This is a genomic window from Facklamia sp. P13069 (genome assembly GCF_050409405.1).
Classification (GTDB): domain Bacteria; phylum Bacillota; class Bacilli; order Lactobacillales; family Aerococcaceae; genus Facklamia.
Map to the genome: position 1 here is coordinate 21,916 of NZ_JBNUPN010000018.1, position 15,915 is coordinate 37,830.

At 37.1% G+C, this 15,915-nt stretch carries 16 protein-coding genes and 1 pseudogene; 2 read left to right on the top strand and 15 right to left on the bottom strand.

All coding sequences use genetic code 11. From position 1 onward, the window contains the following. Positions 1–57 precede the first annotated feature (57 nt). The 7 genes from ACQV2T_RS06375 to ACQV2T_RS06405 all read right to left on the bottom strand — a co-directional run bounded on the left by ACQV2T_RS06375 (position 58) and on the right by ACQV2T_RS06405 (position 7,579). The gene (locus ACQV2T_RS06375) at positions 58–198 is read right to left on the bottom strand and encodes a hypothetical protein (RefSeq protein ID WP_428881913.1); all 141 of its coding nucleotides are present in this window, start codon (positions 196–198) and stop codon (positions 58–60) included. Positions 199–269: 71 nt separating this feature from the next. Further along, positions 270–1,202, bottom strand: a complete 933-nt coding sequence (locus ACQV2T_RS06380) for an NADP-dependent oxidoreductase (RefSeq protein ID WP_428875378.1) — start codon at positions 1,200–1,202, stop codon at positions 270–272. A 327-nt stretch (positions 1,203–1,529) separates the two neighbouring features. Then, positions 1,530–1,775, bottom strand: a complete 246-nt coding sequence (locus ACQV2T_RS06385; protein ID WP_428881916.1) for a hypothetical protein — start codon at positions 1,773–1,775, stop codon at positions 1,530–1,532. Between the two features lie 697 nt (positions 1,776–2,472). Further along, complete coding sequence (locus tag ACQV2T_RS06390) at positions 2,473–3,615, bottom strand: glycerate kinase family protein (protein WP_428881918.1); 1,143 nt, start codon at positions 3,613–3,615, stop codon at positions 2,473–2,475. Positions 3,616–3,676: 61 nt separating this feature from the next. After that, a complete protein-coding gene (locus ACQV2T_RS06395) occupies positions 3,677–4,999 on the bottom strand; it encodes a 6-phospho-alpha-glucosidase (protein WP_428893372.1) in 1,323 nt (440 codons plus the stop codon). Continuing rightward, on the bottom strand, positions 4,986–6,641 hold the full coding sequence (locus ACQV2T_RS06400; RefSeq protein WP_428874159.1) for a PTS transporter subunit EIIC: 1,656 nt from the start codon (positions 6,639–6,641) through the stop codon (positions 4,986–4,988). Before ACQV2T_RS06400 ends, ACQV2T_RS06395 begins: the two co-directional genes overlap by 14 nt. Positions 6,642–6,844: 203 nt before the next feature. Next, entirely contained in the window at positions 6,845–7,579 is a 735-nt protein-coding gene (locus ACQV2T_RS06405) for a MurR/RpiR family transcriptional regulator (protein ID WP_428874160.1), read from the bottom strand. Between the two features lie 371 nt (positions 7,580–7,950). On the opposite strand from ACQV2T_RS06405, the gene ACQV2T_RS06410 reads away from it, so the two are divergent. Then, positions 7,951–8,571 (top strand): nitroreductase family protein, encoded by a 621-nt coding sequence (locus tag ACQV2T_RS06410; protein ID WP_428874372.1) that lies wholly within the window; start codon positions 7,951–7,953, stop codon positions 8,569–8,571. A gap of 176 nt (positions 8,572–8,747) precedes the next feature. On the opposite strand, the gene ACQV2T_RS06415 is transcribed toward ACQV2T_RS06410, so the two are convergent. The 8 genes from ACQV2T_RS06415 to ACQV2T_RS06450 all read right to left on the bottom strand — a co-directional run bounded on the left by ACQV2T_RS06415 (position 8,748) and on the right by ACQV2T_RS06450 (position 15,129). Beyond that, positions 8,748–9,209, bottom strand: coding sequence for a Dps family protein (locus ACQV2T_RS06415; protein WP_428874373.1), 462 nt, complete (start codon positions 9,207–9,209; stop codon positions 8,748–8,750). Positions 9,210–9,637: 428 nt separating this feature from the next. Continuing rightward, positions 9,638–9,868 (bottom strand): PF20097 family protein, encoded by a 231-nt coding sequence (locus tag ACQV2T_RS06420; protein WP_428874374.1) that lies wholly within the window; start codon positions 9,866–9,868, stop codon positions 9,638–9,640. Positions 9,869–10,122: 254 nt separating this feature from the next. Further along, positions 10,123–11,838 carry an ABC transporter permease gene (locus ACQV2T_RS06425; protein ID WP_428893373.1) on the bottom strand — a complete coding sequence of 572 codons (1,716 nt, stop codon included), beginning with the start codon at positions 11,836–11,838 and terminating at the stop codon, positions 10,123–10,125. Beyond that, positions 11,838–12,860 (bottom strand): ABC transporter ATP-binding protein, encoded by a 1,023-nt coding sequence (locus tag ACQV2T_RS06430; RefSeq protein WP_428876324.1) that lies wholly within the window; start codon positions 12,858–12,860, stop codon positions 11,838–11,840. Before ACQV2T_RS06430 ends, ACQV2T_RS06425 begins: the two co-directional genes overlap by 1 nt. A 77-nt stretch (positions 12,861–12,937) precedes the next feature. Further along, the gene (locus ACQV2T_RS06435) at positions 12,938–13,999 is read right to left on the bottom strand and encodes an extracellular solute-binding protein (protein WP_428874378.1); all 1,062 of its coding nucleotides are present in this window, start codon (positions 13,997–13,999) and stop codon (positions 12,938–12,940) included. A gap of 297 nt (positions 14,000–14,296) precedes the next feature. Then, complete coding sequence (locus tag ACQV2T_RS06440) at positions 14,297–14,611, bottom strand: type II toxin-antitoxin system RelE/ParE family toxin (protein ID WP_428893374.1); 315 nt, start codon at positions 14,609–14,611, stop codon at positions 14,297–14,299. After that, complete coding sequence (locus ACQV2T_RS06445; RefSeq protein ID WP_428893375.1) at positions 14,608–14,907, bottom strand: type II toxin-antitoxin system RelB/DinJ family antitoxin; 300 nt, start codon at positions 14,905–14,907, stop codon at positions 14,608–14,610. The genes ACQV2T_RS06440 and ACQV2T_RS06445 overlap by 4 nt, the downstream gene beginning before the upstream one ends. A gap of 57 nt (positions 14,908–14,964) precedes the next feature. Next, positions 14,965–15,129 carry a hypothetical protein gene (locus ACQV2T_RS06450; RefSeq protein ID WP_428893376.1) on the bottom strand — a complete coding sequence of 55 codons (165 nt, stop codon included), beginning with the start codon at positions 15,127–15,129 and terminating at the stop codon, positions 14,965–14,967. A 308-nt stretch (positions 15,130–15,437) separates the two neighbouring features. Here ACQV2T_RS06450 and ACQV2T_RS06455 point away from each other — a divergent pair. Beyond that, a pseudogene (locus ACQV2T_RS06455) lies at positions 15,438–15,837 on the top strand (transposase); the annotation flags it as partial. Between the last annotated feature and the right edge of the window lie 78 nt (positions 15,838–15,915).

A 15,915-nucleotide genomic window follows, 5' to 3' on the forward strand; every position in this document is an offset into this window, starting at 1 on the left:
AGCGCTTTATAAAGTAAATAAAGTATAACATTTACACTTTTATAAAACAACAATAAATTACATGAAACGAAGTCCGGATAGTTGTGCAGAATCAACAAAACTCTGATTGATAGCGTTTGTTTTTGATAGTTTGCTAAGGTGTTTTGAATCAAAATTGCTATTTTTTATTTCAACGCTCATAAAATATTTATTTGCCATCAGCATTGCTCAAAAAGCAGTGAGATGCCTACGTCAGCTGTACTTCTCCCATTTGAAGAAAGCTATTGGCCTTATTTAATGACAATCACTATTTTACCCTTAGCATGGTGGCTTTCACTGATTTTATGAGCCTCACTTAAGCCATGAGCCGTCAATGGGAATTCATGCCCGATATAAGGTTTAACTTGGCCCTTTTCAATTAACTCAGCTAGTTTGGCTAAGTGGTTTCCATTCGATTTGGCCGCAAGAGCTTCAACCGTAATGTTTCTTGCTTTAGCTTTTTCCTGGTCGGCTTGACCCACGGTAGAAACAATTCGTCCGCCGTCCTTTACGAGAGCCAAACTTTTAGCTAGTGTTTCGCCACCCAAGGTATCTAAGACTAAGTCTAAGTCTTTAGCCACCTCAGCAAAATCAGTGGTTTTATAATTAATGAAGCTATCAACGCCCAGCTTTTTAAGCATGTCTTCATTCTTACCACTGGCTGTTGAATAAACATAAGCACCAAAACTTTTAGCGATTTGAATAGCAAAGCTGCCTACACCACCCGAACCGGCATGAATCAGCACGTGGTCACCTTCTTTAACTCGACCAAACTCCACCATGGCTTGCCAAGCAGTTAGACCCACCATTGGAACAGCGGCCGCTTCTTTAAATGTTATATTTTTCGGCTTATGGGCAACTAAACTCTCCTTAACCGCCACATACTCAGTGTAGGTTCCACTTTTTAAAGAGGAATTGGCAAAGACTTCATCCCCCACTTTGAATTGAGTAACATCTTTACCTATCTCCACCACTACTCCGGCAGCATCCAGTCCCAAAATAATGGGAAAGTCAAAAGAAATTACTTCAGCCATCTCACCTCTTCGCACCTTGGTATCAAAGCGGTTGATGGATGTGGCATGCAATTCAATCAAAACTTGATTGTCTTTAAGCTGCGGTTTAGGTAGATTGGCTTCTACAAATTGATCGGTATCGCCGTATTGATTGATAACAATGGCTTTCATATCAAACACTCCTTCTATTTTCTAGTACTGGAAAGATTCCATCTCTCTTTAGTAATAGTTTAGCACAGGACTGTTTGAACCCCCTAAAGGGATGCTTACAGACCATAAAAATTGAGCATCTAGCGTTTAATCCAGTCCAGAATTTTGTGTAAAATAATGAAAACAATCTTAGAAATATATAAAACTTAATGTAAGATAAATAAATAGGGCTGAAGATAAAGTTGTCTTATCCTCAGCCCTATTTATTTAACTTTTAAACCACCAGACTTTTATTGTTTAAACCGTCGCATCAATCGTTCCAATTAACGACTGCATTGATTTGAAGAATTAGGGTCTATTATATGCCTCAAAGGTCTGCACATTAATGATTTTATCATTTTCAGTAATCAATGTTGTGTGTTCATTTCTTATAATTTCAATGGCTTCTTCTTTCGAAATTTCTTGATTATGAATGGGAGTACCCATCCCTTCCCAATGGGTGAAACGAATAGGTTTAGTGGCTTGTTTGATTTGATTAATCACTTCTTCTTCTGAAACATTGGTCCCTAAATCTGTTGACGTATAATGAATCATTTGAACAACCTCCTTTTTAAGATAGTATATCACAGAGTGCAAACAAAACGTATAGTTAATGGTTTAAATTTTAATTATTTTGTGCCCTAACTGATCCTTGATATTGAATGACACTCTTTATTATTGACCGAACACTAACAATGGAGTTGGTTAACCTATTACTTATGATTTGAGTTGAAATCTTTTTATTAGACAATACCTGCGTCCTATTAAGAAGACTCAAATTCTTGAGCCCCCCAACGGTCAAACATAGATTAAAAATCTGTTTTAAGATTATTTAACATTCATTTGCCCTAATAAGACGACCTTTATTTTTTTAATAAGGTCTCCTTTTAGAATTTATGAAACAAATATGCAATAAAAGGAAGAAAAGCGAGTAAATTAATTATTATTAAAATAATACTGATACGCTTATTAATTGTTCTCTTGTAAGGATCTTTTTCTTTATACCATTGATAAATCGCAACCATCATTAAAACTAAAAGAAATATTAAGAAAACAACAAACAATTTTGTAGAAAGCATCCCATTCCCCCAGAAAAATATTTTTAACTGAGTTATTCGCATGCAATACACAATCATACTAAATTTCTAACGCTAATTAAGTATATAAAATTGCAAGAACGCTTTCAACTTTTTTAAAATAACCTTAAAGGAACATCCTTCTTGACAGTCTTTTTCTATTAAAACCTTTCATTTTATAAGCAAACCAGCTTATTTTTTTGAGCGAACTCAATCAGATTGATCGTCCTCTCCACAGCTTTAGTTAACAGTTGTTGACTCAATTCCATTGCTCGGTCCAATTCCATAGGGCGATCAACAATAGGTATTAAGGCGAATAAGTTTTCTTCAGGAAGGGCAACTTGTTGACTATCAATCTGTCCAGCAAATAACAAGACGGGTACCTGATACTTTTTAGCCAAGCGACTGATACCAATAGGTACTTTACCACTGAGGGACTGATCATCGAATCTACCTTCACCAGTTATAATCAGATCGGCTTCTTTAATCAATGCGTCAAGGTTCCCTTTTTCAGCTAATAAGAAAAGCCCATTTCTAAATTTGGCTCCAAAAAAGGTCGATAAGGCAAAACCTATCCCTCCTGCTGCTCCAGCCCCTTCTAAATGTCGATAGTCTTTTTTTGTGGCCTCTAACAATAGGTCGGCGTAATTTTTCATCGAAGCATCATAAGTAGGAAGGTCTTTAGTAGCTAAGCCTTTTTGTGGCCCAAAGACATAGCTTGCTCCTTTAGGACCTATTAAGGGATTATTTACATCAGAGGCAAGTATTAAATCAACCTGCTTCATCCGTCGATCTAGACCTGACGGATCCATACTTGCTACTCGATTCAACTCTACAGGTAAAATGGGCAACTCTTGCTGGTGGCTATCAAAAAATTTTAAGCCTAGCGCTTGAAGTAAGCCCATTCCTCCGTCAACGGTCGCACTACCACCTAAACCAAGAATAATCCTTTCAGCACCAAAATCAAGTGCTTGTATCAGTTGTTGTCCTACCCCATAGCTAGTATGGCGCGTAGGGTCTAAGTTTTTAGGGTCGGCATGAATAATACCTGCTCCTTGTGCTACTTCTATAATGGCTAATTTTTCCTGCTCAATCCATCCCCATTTTCCATTAAATGCCTTACCATCAACACCCTTGATGGTTTGTGTAATATATTCCCCTTTTAATACCGATACAAAGGCATCCACTGTTCCCTCACCGCCGTCTGCGATTGGAAAGCAGGTGACTGAATGATTAGGTAAAGCATCTTTAACGCATAAATTGGCTTGTTCACTAGTCATTGATCCTTTAAAGGAATCGATTGCTGCTAATATCTTCATTAAACACCTTCTCCTTATTTAGAAAAACGACGTAAGCATAACTCTTACGTCGTATCCCTCTTTATTTTAAAGTCGGCCAATATTCTTTGTTGGCTTCAATCAAAGCATCCAAGACTTGACGCGCCTTTTTGGCATCGACAACCGTACGATTTAAAGTAAGTGCTTGTAAGGCCTTATCATAAGATTCTTCAAGGTAGGCTTCGACCGTTAATTGTTCAAAGGCGTGTTGCCCTTCGATCATGCCTTTATAGAATGTTCCTATTTTTCCTACTGCGTAAGGTCGTGGACCATTGACTCCTAGTGAAGCAGCTACCTCAATCATGCAATCATCCGGTAAGTTCGCAACAATTCCTTCGTTACGGACTATAACTACAAAAGTCTTCCTTAAATTGTTGGCAATCGAAGCAGCGACTTCAACAATCATGTCTCCGTGCGCATCATTATGCACGATATCTGAATCTTTTGCTGTGCCATTCTTAATAATACGACGACATTCAGTAAAGACTTTTTTCTCGCGCCCATTTCGCACCTCATCACTACGAGTCCAATTTGGATCTAGTTTAGCTAATTTAGCATCTGGATAGAGGTAATATTGTAAATAGGTGTTGGGTAGATAATCTGGGAAGTCTCGCAACATATCTTCCACCATTGCATAGGTATCCAACCATGATTGGTCACGCTGTTCGGCATCCACTGGTCGAAAGCCCCCATTAAGAATCATTTCTTTTAGTTCTGGTGCGCGATCCTTACCAAATTCATCGTAAAGATGGGTAAACCAACCAAAGTGATTAAGACCAAAATAAACCGGTTCAAATTTATCTGCATCGTAGTCTAAGAGCTTACCGAAAGAACGTAAGAGGTTGACGGGTTGATCACAAATATTTAGAATTTTATCCTCTTCTGGGAAGATTTTATCTAGTGCTAGAGCTACAATTGCCGCTGGGTTTGTATAGTTAAGGATCCATGCATCCGGACTGTAATGGCGCACATCATTTACCATTTCTTCCATATCTCTAATTGATCGCATACCATAGGCAAATCCACCCGGCCCACACGTTTCTTGGCCAATGACACCGAGTTGAAGTGGAATTTTTTCATCGCGATCACGCATATCGTAGCCACCTGTCCGCATTTGACAGAAGACAAAATCCACATTTGAATACGCTTCTTTTTTATCTGTCGTATAGCTAAAGTCTACCTCTGGTGCTTCTTCTCTAAAGAGTATTTTGCCAAATTCCCCAATCACTGCTTGCCGTTTCTCATCAATATCATAAAGCACCAATTTGTTAATCGGAAACTTATCCAGATGTTTAGTCATTGCTTTTAAAATACCCGGTGTCCAAGTAGATCCGCCACCGACAACCACTATATTATTTTTTTTCATTTTCTGCGGTCTCCTTTTGTATTTTTTGATCTTTACGATTATAAATGTAATCGTCAACGATGTTACGCATTTGTGTAATTCTTCCGCCGTAAACCACATGGATGGTATGGTCATCTGGTTTGATAATACCATTGGGTTGGGTCCGGTTAAGTAAACTTTCATCAATTAACGAACTGTCTTTGACTTCCACACGTAAACGACTGATGCAATTATCAACATCAGTAATATTATCAACGCCTCCTAAGCCATTGACAATATTTTGCGCGGTTAAACGATTCGCTTCCGTAATATCTACCTCCGCATTACCGTCAACTTCTTCTTCAACAAAATCACTGGCTTGACGACCTAAGGTCATGATATTAAGTCGGGTGATAATAAATTTGAAAGTGAAATAATAAACGGCGAAGAAGATGGGTCCGGCAATGAGATAAATATACCATTTCGTTTCAGCACCTTGCAGTACCCCAAAGACGAACCAATCGATGATTCCCCCTTGAACATTTCCGATAGCCACATCTAATAAGGCTGGAATTAAGAAGGCAATTCCTGCAAATATTGAATTCACTACCCACAAGATTGGTGAAATAAAGATAAATGAGAATTCAATCGGTTCGGTAATACCAGTTAAAATCACCGCAGTGACACCTGGAATAAAGAATTTCAATAAACGGTCTCTTTTTTCTGGTAGAGCCATATGATACATCGCTAAAACAGCTGCCGGCATACCGAATACCATCTGCAAGATCTTACCTTGAGCGAGGAAGGCTGTTGCATCCGTTGAAAAAGGAAGACCGTTGTCTAATTGATAGAGATAAATTTGAAGGGCTCCGACCAGTGATTCACCATTGATATTTTCCATCCCACCCAAGGCGGTGAAACGGAAAGTCTGGTTGAGTACATGGTGCAACCCCGTTGGAATCATCAGTTTTTCGATCATTCCATATAAAAAGATTCCCAAAGAGCCCGTTTCGCTGATAAGTCCACCTAAAGCAATAATAAGTTGATTTACCAAAGGCCATACGATGGTTAACAAGGCACCGACTATCGCCATCACGATGGCTACGACAATTGGTACAAAACGTTTCCCACTATAGAAAGTAAGGGATTGATGTAATTCAGTGTTACGGTATTTATTATGTAAGAAGACACCCATCAAACCGGCAATAATACCACCGATAACATTGGTATTATATACAAAGAGGCCTAGCGTACGAGTAAATAAGGAATTCTGTAAAGTGGCATCGACTTGAGACAAGCCCTCTATTTCCATTAAATAATTAATTGACGTTGTGTCCGGAGTTAAGCCTTGAAGTTGTAATACATACGTCATCCCAATCAGCATAGCAATATATCCTACTGCCCCTGAATAAACGGCTACTTCCTTATCTCTTCTAACCATTCCTAATGGAATCGACATAGCAAATAAAATAGGTAAGTACCCAAATGGTAACGCGGATAACTTACGAATCATGCCAAAAATGTTTTGTAAAATCTCGTTCCCTAAAAAAGGCACGTAACGGATTATATTTTCGTTTTGTAAAGCAGCTGATAGCCCCAGAAAGATTGCCATGAATGAAAGCAAACTAATTGGGAATAACAGAGATTTGCCAAAACTTTGAAAATTCTTTCTAAAATTTTTCAATTGACAACATCCTCTCTTTTATAGTTTCTAGTGTTACCGGTCGTGTCTTGCAGTAAAAACCCTGTCTCTTTTCTACCTAATGATTCATTCTTCCTCCTCTCTTATATTCTTAATTTACTTCTTTTGTATTATAGCGCTTACATAAGACGGATGGCTCCAAGTGGACGGATAATTATCCACAAATGGCCACTTTGTTAAAGAGCTTATTTAACTAACTTCAAATAGTTTGATTTGAGGTAGTTAATTGTTTCATTGACCATTAAAATCATATGCACTTGCTGTTCCCTTGACAAACCGTCCAATAAATTCACTTGAACGTCATGATAAAAGCTTAATTTACTGGCCTTCATGACTGAAGAATCCTTTTTGGTTATCGCAAAGACCGTCATTTTTTTTGCTTTGGCTTTCTCAATAACTTGCAAGCAGCGCTGTGTTTCACCTGAAGATGAAAGTACTAATAGGCTATAATTGTGAAAATGCTCCAACATTTTGATTTCAGAAATAATCACCACCGGAATGCCTAAATAAATCAACTGCCTTGCCATGTAGCGTGCGGTGACCCCGGAAGCCCCTAGACCAAAGAGCATTAAGTGGTGGCGATGGGTATAGATAGCCCCTGCTAAATCAGCCAAACTTGCAAAGTCAATCAGATCCACAGCACTTTCAGTAGTGGTCAATCCTGAATGTGCTTTACGTTTTTGTAAATTGATGTCTGCTTGTACCGCATATTTAAGTTCACTGAACCCTTTAAAGCCTAACAACTTACACGTTCGGTTTATTGTCGCTTGTGAGGTATAAGTCTCTTGGGCAATTTTTAACACGGTTTGATTGGGAATTGATGCAAAATGATTCTCTAAATAATCCAGTACAACTTTTTCACTTTGACTTATTTTCTTAGCAAAATTCCTCTCTTGCAATTGGTTGATTACTTGGTACATAGATTTATGATCTCCTTTTTTGTATCTCATCAAGTTATAAGTGGTCTAAATGCATACTTATTGAGTATGTATACCCTTTCATTATAAAGGATTATATTCTTTCATACTAATTCAGTTTTACAAGAGTCACAACTAGATGTTTGTTGCAAAGGATTAAAAAGCAACTAAGAGACAGATGTCTGCCATCTCTTAATTAGATAGCAACAAATAACTCCAATCGATCAAAACTTTTAGTAACTTTAGAAAAAATTTGAAACTTATACTTGCTATTTGTTAAGAATAGTGTATACTTAAAAATAGAGATATACGAAAACTAAGCTTTGAGTGTATCTGATTAGAGCAATTACAAATTAGATTTAGGAGTGAAATAAATGGGATTATTTAGTAAAGAACCAAAAGAAAACTTTTTAGACATGATTGAGAAAAGACGCTCAATTTACGATTTGAAGGCTGCATCACCAATCAGTGACTCAGAGATTGAAAGTATCATTGCAGATGTAATTAAATTTACACCTTCAGCTTTCAACTCACAAAGTACACGTATCGTTTTACTATTAAACGATAACCACAAACAACTTTGGGATTTAACTACAGAATCTTTAAAAGAGATGATGGGAGATGCTGATTTCACAGGAACACAACAAAAAATGGATATGTTCAAAAATGCATACGGAACCGTTCTCTTCTTCGAAGATAAGACAGTCGTTAAAGGTTTGCAAGAACAATTCCCTATCTTTGCTGATGGATTCCCTACTTGGGCTCAACATACTAATGCTATGCATCAATTTAATGTATGGACTGCTTTTGCTGAGAAACATTTAGGTGCTTCCTTACAACACTATAATGGTGTGATTGATGAAAAAGTTTATGAAACTTATGGCATTTCTAGAGACTGGGAATTAGTCGCTCAAATGCCATTTGGCGAAATCGGTTCACCAGCTGGCCCTAAAGAGTTCCAACCAGTAGAAGAGCGATTCATCGTTAAAAAATAAGTAAAACACTTTCATTAACATTTGAAAAGAAGTATTGTCCAAATGGATAATACTTCTTTTTTAAATCTTTTATTAAGCTTTAAATAGAAAAATACGCCAATAAACTTAAACAATCTTCTTAAAAAGAATTCACTGAACAAAAAAACTCCCTCTTATATCGGAGGGAGATGTTATGACTATTTTTCATTAGCACTTTTATCTAAGTAAGCATTTAACATCCAAATTGTTTTTTCAGCCTCGGATTTTAAAGCAATGAGCATATCATTTGATGGAAAGTCTTCTGCTTCATCGGTTAAGTGAATACCTTCATCATACAAAGCAATTAATGTTCTATAATCGTTGACAATCGCTTCTACCATTTGATCTTGTGATAATGCTTGATCACTAGTACTTTCTTTAATAACAGAATGTTCAATAAATTCTGTTAAAGTGGCATATGGCTGACCACCAATAGCTAATAAACGTTCAGCAACCTCATCCATATCAGCTGTCACCTGATCATACAATTCTTCAAACTTTTCATGCAGTGTGAAAAAACGTGTTCCGCTTACATACCAATGAAATTGATGCAGCCGAGTATAGAAAACACCTTGTGTAGCAACCACTTTATTTAATAGATCAAACACCTTTTTCTCCATACGATTTCCTCCTATTTTTTGCTTTTAAAGCAAGGTTTTTCTCACCATTGCTTTATATCTTTAGCATAGCATGTTCCTCCTCAATAGTTAATTATTATGCTTATCTTCAACCATACTTAAAAATTAATCACTTCGGTTTCCCTTCATCCTTTTAATTAAAACAGCTATTATCCGACACTGATTAGCCAGCAACAAGAACTTTCTACCAAATGAATTAGTAAAAAAAACACCTCTTGAAACGTTCCATTGAACAATTGCTCACTCGCGAACCCTGTTAGCGATGAATAAAAATCGATTCACGAAAGTACACGAATAAAATAACTAATAAGAAAGCAAGCGAATTTAACAAGAGGTCTTAAAACATTTTTCCCCTGATTAATAAAAAAAGACTTGAAAATTCAAGCCTTTCCAGCTATTTTAAGAGCTTATTATTTTTTACGTTGCGTTTTTAGATCGACGGTTAATAATTCACAGTTTTCACAAACAAAAGCCTCTGCTTTAGGGCGACTTAAGAAAGAACCATTACTCTTTAAAGCGAATCCTCCGCTAGCAAATATACCACCGACTAATTTTTTATCGTCGGGCTGCCACTTAATCGCATAGCGATCTCCTAATAAACTCCCTTTTAACATTTCGTTACCACATTGAGGACAATTCATACAATCATCTCCTTTAAAATTTAATGCACCGACTATCACAAACTTATCGGTTAGAGAAATTATAACCGTTTTACTTTTAACGGTTCAAGTGATGCAGTTTATGCCACTATGGAATAACTTGTACTGCGTTTATTTCTCCACTCTCTTCACAAAGAAAGAATGGTTATTTTTATTTGTAAAGGGGCTTTCTTTTGAAGGTGGCGTTTTAATTTTACTTATTTTTTTTATTTTAATAACAGACGATTCCTTAGGGTTCATTTCCCTCTTCTTTCCTCAGCTAAGCGATTTCCCCGACCATATATGAAATACAGCGCGAGACCCTTTATCCCCATTAAAAAGACGGAATATACCGCATTAATTGCTTGAGCGTCACTGTTAGTATCTGCGTTCGCATTCCGACGGATCACAATACCTAAAGTAGGCTGGGAGGGTTGATATAAAAAAACTGAGAGATCAAAATCATCGACTAGCCGATTAAAATGAATGGCTATAAGTGCTAGGATAGTCGGTAGGATAACTGGTAACACAATCTTTCTAAAGGTGTACCCTGATGAAGCTCCTAATAGGACCGAAGCATCTTCTAATTGATTATCCAATCCATAATAAGCTGCCTTCAAATACCTCAAGGAATTAGGAAGGGAAACTATCATATAAGTTATGGGTAAAATCCACCAAGATCCGATTACTGAATGTCCTCCTAATAAAAAGGAAGGCCGATCATAAGCCATCAGATACCCCACTACCAACAGTATCCCTGGAATCAACCAAGGAATATAAAAGACGTATTCTAAAAGAGGCGTGAAAAATTTTAGCTGCCCACGGTGAAGCTTGCGAGCAACAATAGCCATTAGAAAAACGGCTGCCAGTGCAGCAATTAATGAATAAAAAATGGAGGTCACAATGGGTTGAAGGTTGTCACTCAGTGAAAAAACCTTGACATAATTATCTAAAGTTAACTGACCAAGTGAAAGATTAGCAGATCGTAGGGCTTGAGATTTTGAAAAAGAAGCGATGATTAAAGCTACGAGCGGTAAGGAATAAATTATCAATATAAGATAAGCTAGCACATGAATTACTGCATTCCAGATAGGCGACTGAATTTTTTGCTTTTGCAAGCGAGCTTGCGTCTTTGACAGAGATAAGTAACGCAGGCGGTGTTCGTTACGAGTCATACTATATAGTAAAAAAATTTGGGTGAAGCCTAGAAAGATCGATAGAATGGACGCTAAGTCCCTAGAAGCAGGCCGATTAGCAAAGGTTAAAATTAATGGACTAATCGTCTGAAACGTCTTCCCTCCTACCATAACTGGTGCCGAAAAAGCTGCCAAGCCTGTTTGGAAGGTCATAATAGTCAGCGTTATAATTACCGGCTTAAGTGTTGGTAAAACAACCGTTTTCAAAATATAACTAGGGCTTGATCCCATCAACTTGGCTGCTTCAATCAAGTTAAAATCAACCGATCGGATAGCGGACGATAAGAAAAGCATATAAATATGAGTGGTGCCGAAAGTCATTACAAAGAAAACAGCTCCAAATCCTTCAAACCAATAAGGATCTAAATTGGGCAAGACCTCCATTAAAAACTTGGTCAAAAACCCATTCTTTCCATAAACAAGTAGATAGCCAAAGTTCATGACAATTCCACCCATTAACAGGGTGGTCATGTAGCCCATCTTCAAGAATCTTGCCCCACTTATCTCAAAATAATCCGTGACTAGAACTAAAAACACGCCTAAGAAATTCACTGATACAGCCAAAGAAACAGCTAAAACAAAGGAATTTTTTATCGATTGCATGGCGCGTTTGGACGTTAACACTTTCTCAATTGAAGAAAAATCAAGGTTGCCACCCACTAGTAAACTATTGGTGAAAACAACACTAATTGGATAGATAATAAAGGTAATAACTAGCCAAATGATAAAAGTATAGAAGAATAAATGAGTCACCTTTTTATTAGATATTTTTGGCATTAGCTCTCACCTTTTTCATAGGATAAAATGCTTGCTGTATCTAAAGATAGGGTCACAGAATTGCCAGGCTGAAAGGTGTTCAATGTTTGGTTGAGCGTCATAAAACGAAGTGTTGACGGTCCCGCTTCAACTTCGTATAGAATAACATCTCCTTGAAAGATTTTATTCGTAAGGGTCGTCGTAAAACTTAAATTGTCAGAAGGATATCTGTGCACATGCAAGTTCTCTGGACGAATATAATGACGCTTCGATCGATCGAATTTGAAATCGCTTTGACGGTTCAGCCATTCTACTAAATTTTCTGAAAGAAAATTGACATCTCCGACAAAATTACAGACAAATTCTGTTTCTGACCGATTATAAATTTCACTTGGCGTTCCCACTTGCTGAATTTCCCCCTTATTAAAAACAGCTATTCGGTCTGATAATTCTAAAGCTTCGCGTTGATCGTGCGTAACATAAACAGCTGTAAGATTTGTACGCGCTTGGATAGCTTTCAGCTCCCCTCTCAACTGTTCGCGTAATTTTGCATCCAAATTGGATAAGGGTTCATCAAATAAAATTAAATCCGGTTCAGTAACTAACGTTCTTGCTATCGCCACACGCTGTTGCTGTCCACCTGATAACTGGGAAACATTTTTAGTTAAAAGGGTGGTGTCGAGGTCGACTAATTGCGCTTGTTCGGCTACTCTTTGTTTAATTTCTTCACGATTTACCTTCGCTACTTTTAAACCATAAGCAATGTTATCAAAGACAGTCATCGTCGGAAATAAAGCGTAGGATTGAAACACCATGCCGATATTTCTTTTTTCAGCTGGTTGATAGCTTATGTCTTGTTCATTTAATAAAATTTTACCATGACTCGGTAATGTTAAGCCTGCAATGGCGCGAAGGGTGGTTGTTTTTCCACAACCGGAAGGACCCAATAAAGTAAAAAATTCTCCTTTATTTATTGATAAATTAACACCCTTGACCGCGACAAAGTCTCCATAACGAATTTCGATTGATTCTAATTTAAGCATAAGCCCACTCCTTTATTGAATAAGAAAACAAAAAGCCTCAGCCTCGAAATGAGGATGAGGACTTGGCGTGAATGATCTTATGGCATATATTCCAGTTCTAATTTTTCTACCCAACTATCTACATTCTGACGGTAGAAATCCCAGTCAACATCCATACGGACCATTTTATCTAATAATGCTTTTAGGGGTTCGGAAAGCACTTCTTGGCCACCTTCCGTCACCGGTAAGAAGCCAAATTCTTCAGCAAAAACTTTTTGCACTTCATCAGAGCCGTACCAGTTTACGAAATCTTCAGCCGCTGAATAATCATACTCTTCTCCCTTATCTAAAATCCCGATTTGTTCAGTCATGGAAAAAATACCGTATGTTGGAACGATTGGCTCTAATGCTAAGCCATCGTACTCTTCTAAGGCAAGCGCAGTCCCTGAAATATGATAGTAGTTATAAGGGGTTGTGCCTTCTTGGAAAAGCACCCATTGGTCTTCCCCTTCACGTGCTTGGTAGCCATTATTGATATAAGCCGCAACTTTTTGCCACCCTTCTTCAGAAATTCCAAGTTCTCCTTCATCATCGCGGTATTGCATTAGCATGGAAAGAATAATTTTTTGGTTGGTTGAACCTGCTAAATCCGACGGAATACGGTACTTATTCTTCAACGCCTCTTCTTGGCCTAACGCTTCCAATGTTTTTACAGCATCTTCTTGGTTTATAAATTCAGGATTGTACATCCCAAAAATATACGCTTCAGCAAAAGGATAAAATTCACCCTTGCCGATGATAATTTCTTCGGGTACGTTTTCGGCCCAAACTGGTTCAAAAGCATGTAAATCAACTTGCTCTTGTACATTTAACCAGTTGGCTTCATCCATCCCAATAATCACATCCGCTTGTGGATCGTTTGCCTCAGCCAGTAGCCGATTGTAAGTATCTCCCCCCGGAGCGGTTACCATTTCCAAGTAAAAGCCTTCAGCTTCAGCTAATTCGACAAGCCGAGCCGTACGCGCATCGTCATAATAAGTATTGGAATAAATCGTTACTGTACGCTTTTCGTCTTGTGCCATTCCTTTAGCAAGTCCAGTGCTAGTAAAAACGGATGCAGACAAAACGGCCATTGATGCTATTAAAAATTTTTTATTCATTGATTAAGCCCCTCATTATTTTTTTCAAACTAAGATTACCAACCCACTCTATTAAAGTCAATTGTTGTGACAAAGTTACTCTCCTTTCAAAAGCTGATTCAAGTATTTATTATTAATTTAAACACTTACCAACGGTGATTGATTCATATCGTTAAAGATATTTACTTATTTTAATGCAGCCTGTAATTTGGTCGTATCTCCACCGATTTATACCGTTATTTTCTTTATTCTATTTGCCAATATATCATCTCCTTAATTTTAGGCATCAAAAAAGCACCTCCCTTTTTGATAGGTGCTTTATAAAATATCTTCGTAATTTCTTCTTGAATACAGAACACGGATTATTTCTACTAGCTTTTCTCCATTATTTACTCGGTAGAAAATAAGATAGTTTTTTACGGGACAAATTCTTATATTCTCTTTATCTAAGTCTTCATCTCTATACCTTCTAAATCTTTCAGGCATTTCATCAAGCCCTCTTATAGACTCTTCTATTTTCTTTATTAACCTTAATGCGGATAAATCAGAATTCAAGTTTGCAGAAATATACTCATATATTTCAATGATGTCTTTTTTGGCTCTAGATGATACTACAATAGTATATTTGCTCATAATTGATCGTAAATTGATTTAAAAGCCTCATCCACATTTTCATATTTCCCATCTTTTAAATCATTTATCCCTTCCATTAGCATCTTGTTTAATTCATCCCTTGAGATGTCAAAAATATCAACAAGTTTTACATCCGGTAATTTTACATCAAAAGGTAAGCCTTTATTAAGAATAATCTGCCTATAAAACATATCCACTGCATTTGATGGAGGTATGCCCAAGGTTTTCAGTATCTCCTCCGCCCTTTCTTTAATTTCCGGTTTCATCCTTATATTTAGGTTTGCTGACTTAGCCATAATTGACTCCTCCTTTTGCTTAATTATATCAAATACGTCAACACTATGTATATACATTTAAAGTTTATCGAAGTCCTCCTGTGTAACTACTTGCTTATCTTTCCACTCATCGTTAGTTTTTTCTGTGTCCATATCAGTTATAAGTCCAATGGTGAGTAAATCTAAATCAAAAACAGAAAGACCACGTTCCACTGCTCTTAATAAAAATAAGGGGGTGGTCATTGGTCTTACTTTTTAGATATTTTTCCATCTTAATATATAATCCCCACAATTTTATTAGCTGGGATAGGATTTGATAAATAGAAAAAGTAGAAAAATTATCTAACCATTCCTCTGGACTGTCTTCTACCGTCTTATCCCCATGTCTTGCCATGACATAGGCTACATTCTCAAAGAGTTCTAAAGAACCTATATCAATATTAGAGTTATTCGGATAAAGTCCATATAATTGTGTAAAAGATAAAGAGCCATATAAAGCTCCTTTTACGGTACAATGTTTTTACTCCAAAACATATCCAAAAGGACTTTACATGACCCAAGTACATTTTACACTGAACAGCGAAGTGGTTCAAATTATTATTGATTATTCGGTAAAAGAGGAGGTATCTAAAAATAGTTTGACGACAGTATTTAATCAGTTAATGGAAAACCAACGAACAGAATATATTCAAGCCGATGAGTATGAACGTTTAAAAAGTCGTCAAAATCAAAAAACGGCTATTATGAGCGAGAGTTTACCACTTGTGTAGGAACACTTGATTTAAAAGTGTCCAGAACTCGCAATGGTGAATTTTCACCAACGGTATTTGAGCGTTATCAGCGAAATGAACAGGCTCTGCTCGCTTCCATGTTGGAGAGGTATGTCTCTGGTGTTTCTACACGTAAAGCTTCAAAATTGTTGAAGAACTCTGTGGAAACTCTGTCTCAAAATTCCACATGGCTCAAACATATGGTACCACATCCCCCAAAGGCAAACATCTATCTTATGAAGAACGTGTGAAGATTGAA

Coding starts and splice junctions, on each gene's coding strand:
- ACQV2T_RS06385 (WP_428881916.1), bottom strand. CDS start 1,775: ATGATTCATTATACGTCAACAGATTTAGGGACCAATGTTTCAGAAGAA.
- ACQV2T_RS06380 (WP_428875378.1), bottom strand. CDS start 1,202: ATGAAAGCCATTGTTATCAATCAATACGGCGATACCGATCAATTTGTA.
- ACQV2T_RS06445 (WP_428893375.1), bottom strand. CDS start 14,907: ATGGCTAAGTCAGCAAACCTAAATATAAGGATGAAACCGGAAATTAAA.
- ACQV2T_RS06425 (WP_428893373.1), bottom strand. CDS start 11,838: ATGCCAAAAATATCTAATAAAAAGGTGACTCATTTATTCTTCTATACT.
- ACQV2T_RS06410 (WP_428874372.1), top strand. CDS start 7,951: ATGGGATTATTTAGTAAAGAACCAAAAGAAAACTTTTTAGACATGATT.
- ACQV2T_RS06435 (WP_428874378.1), bottom strand. CDS start 13,999: ATGAATAAAAAATTTTTAATAGCATCAATGGCCGTTTTGTCTGCATCC.
- ACQV2T_RS06395 (WP_428893372.1), bottom strand. CDS start 4,999: ATGAAAAAAAATAATATAGTGGTTGTCGGTGGCGGATCTACTTGGACA.
- ACQV2T_RS06430 (WP_428876324.1), bottom strand. CDS start 12,860: ATGCTTAAATTAGAATCAATCGAAATTCGTTATGGAGACTTTGTCGCG.
- ACQV2T_RS06440 (WP_428893374.1), bottom strand. CDS start 14,611: ATGAGCAAATATACTATTGTAGTATCATCTAGAGCCAAAAAAGACATC.
- ACQV2T_RS06420 (WP_428874374.1), bottom strand. CDS start 9,868: ATGAATTGTCCTCAATGTGGTAACGAAATGTTAAAAGGGAGTTTATTA.
- ACQV2T_RS06415 (WP_428874373.1), bottom strand. CDS start 9,209: ATGGAGAAAAAGGTGTTTGATCTATTAAATAAAGTGGTTGCTACACAA.
- ACQV2T_RS06450 (WP_428893376.1), bottom strand. CDS start 15,129: ATGACCACCCCCTTATTTTTATTAAGAGCAGTGGAACGTGGTCTTTCT.
- ACQV2T_RS06405 (WP_428874160.1), bottom strand. CDS start 7,579: ATGTACCAAGTAATCAACCAATTGCAAGAGAGGAATTTTGCTAAGAAA.
- ACQV2T_RS06375 (WP_428881913.1), bottom strand. CDS start 198: ATGGCAAATAAATATTTTATGAGCGTTGAAATAAAAAATAGCAATTTT.
- ACQV2T_RS06390 (WP_428881918.1), bottom strand. CDS start 3,615: ATGAAGATATTAGCAGCAATCGATTCCTTTAAAGGATCAATGACTAGT.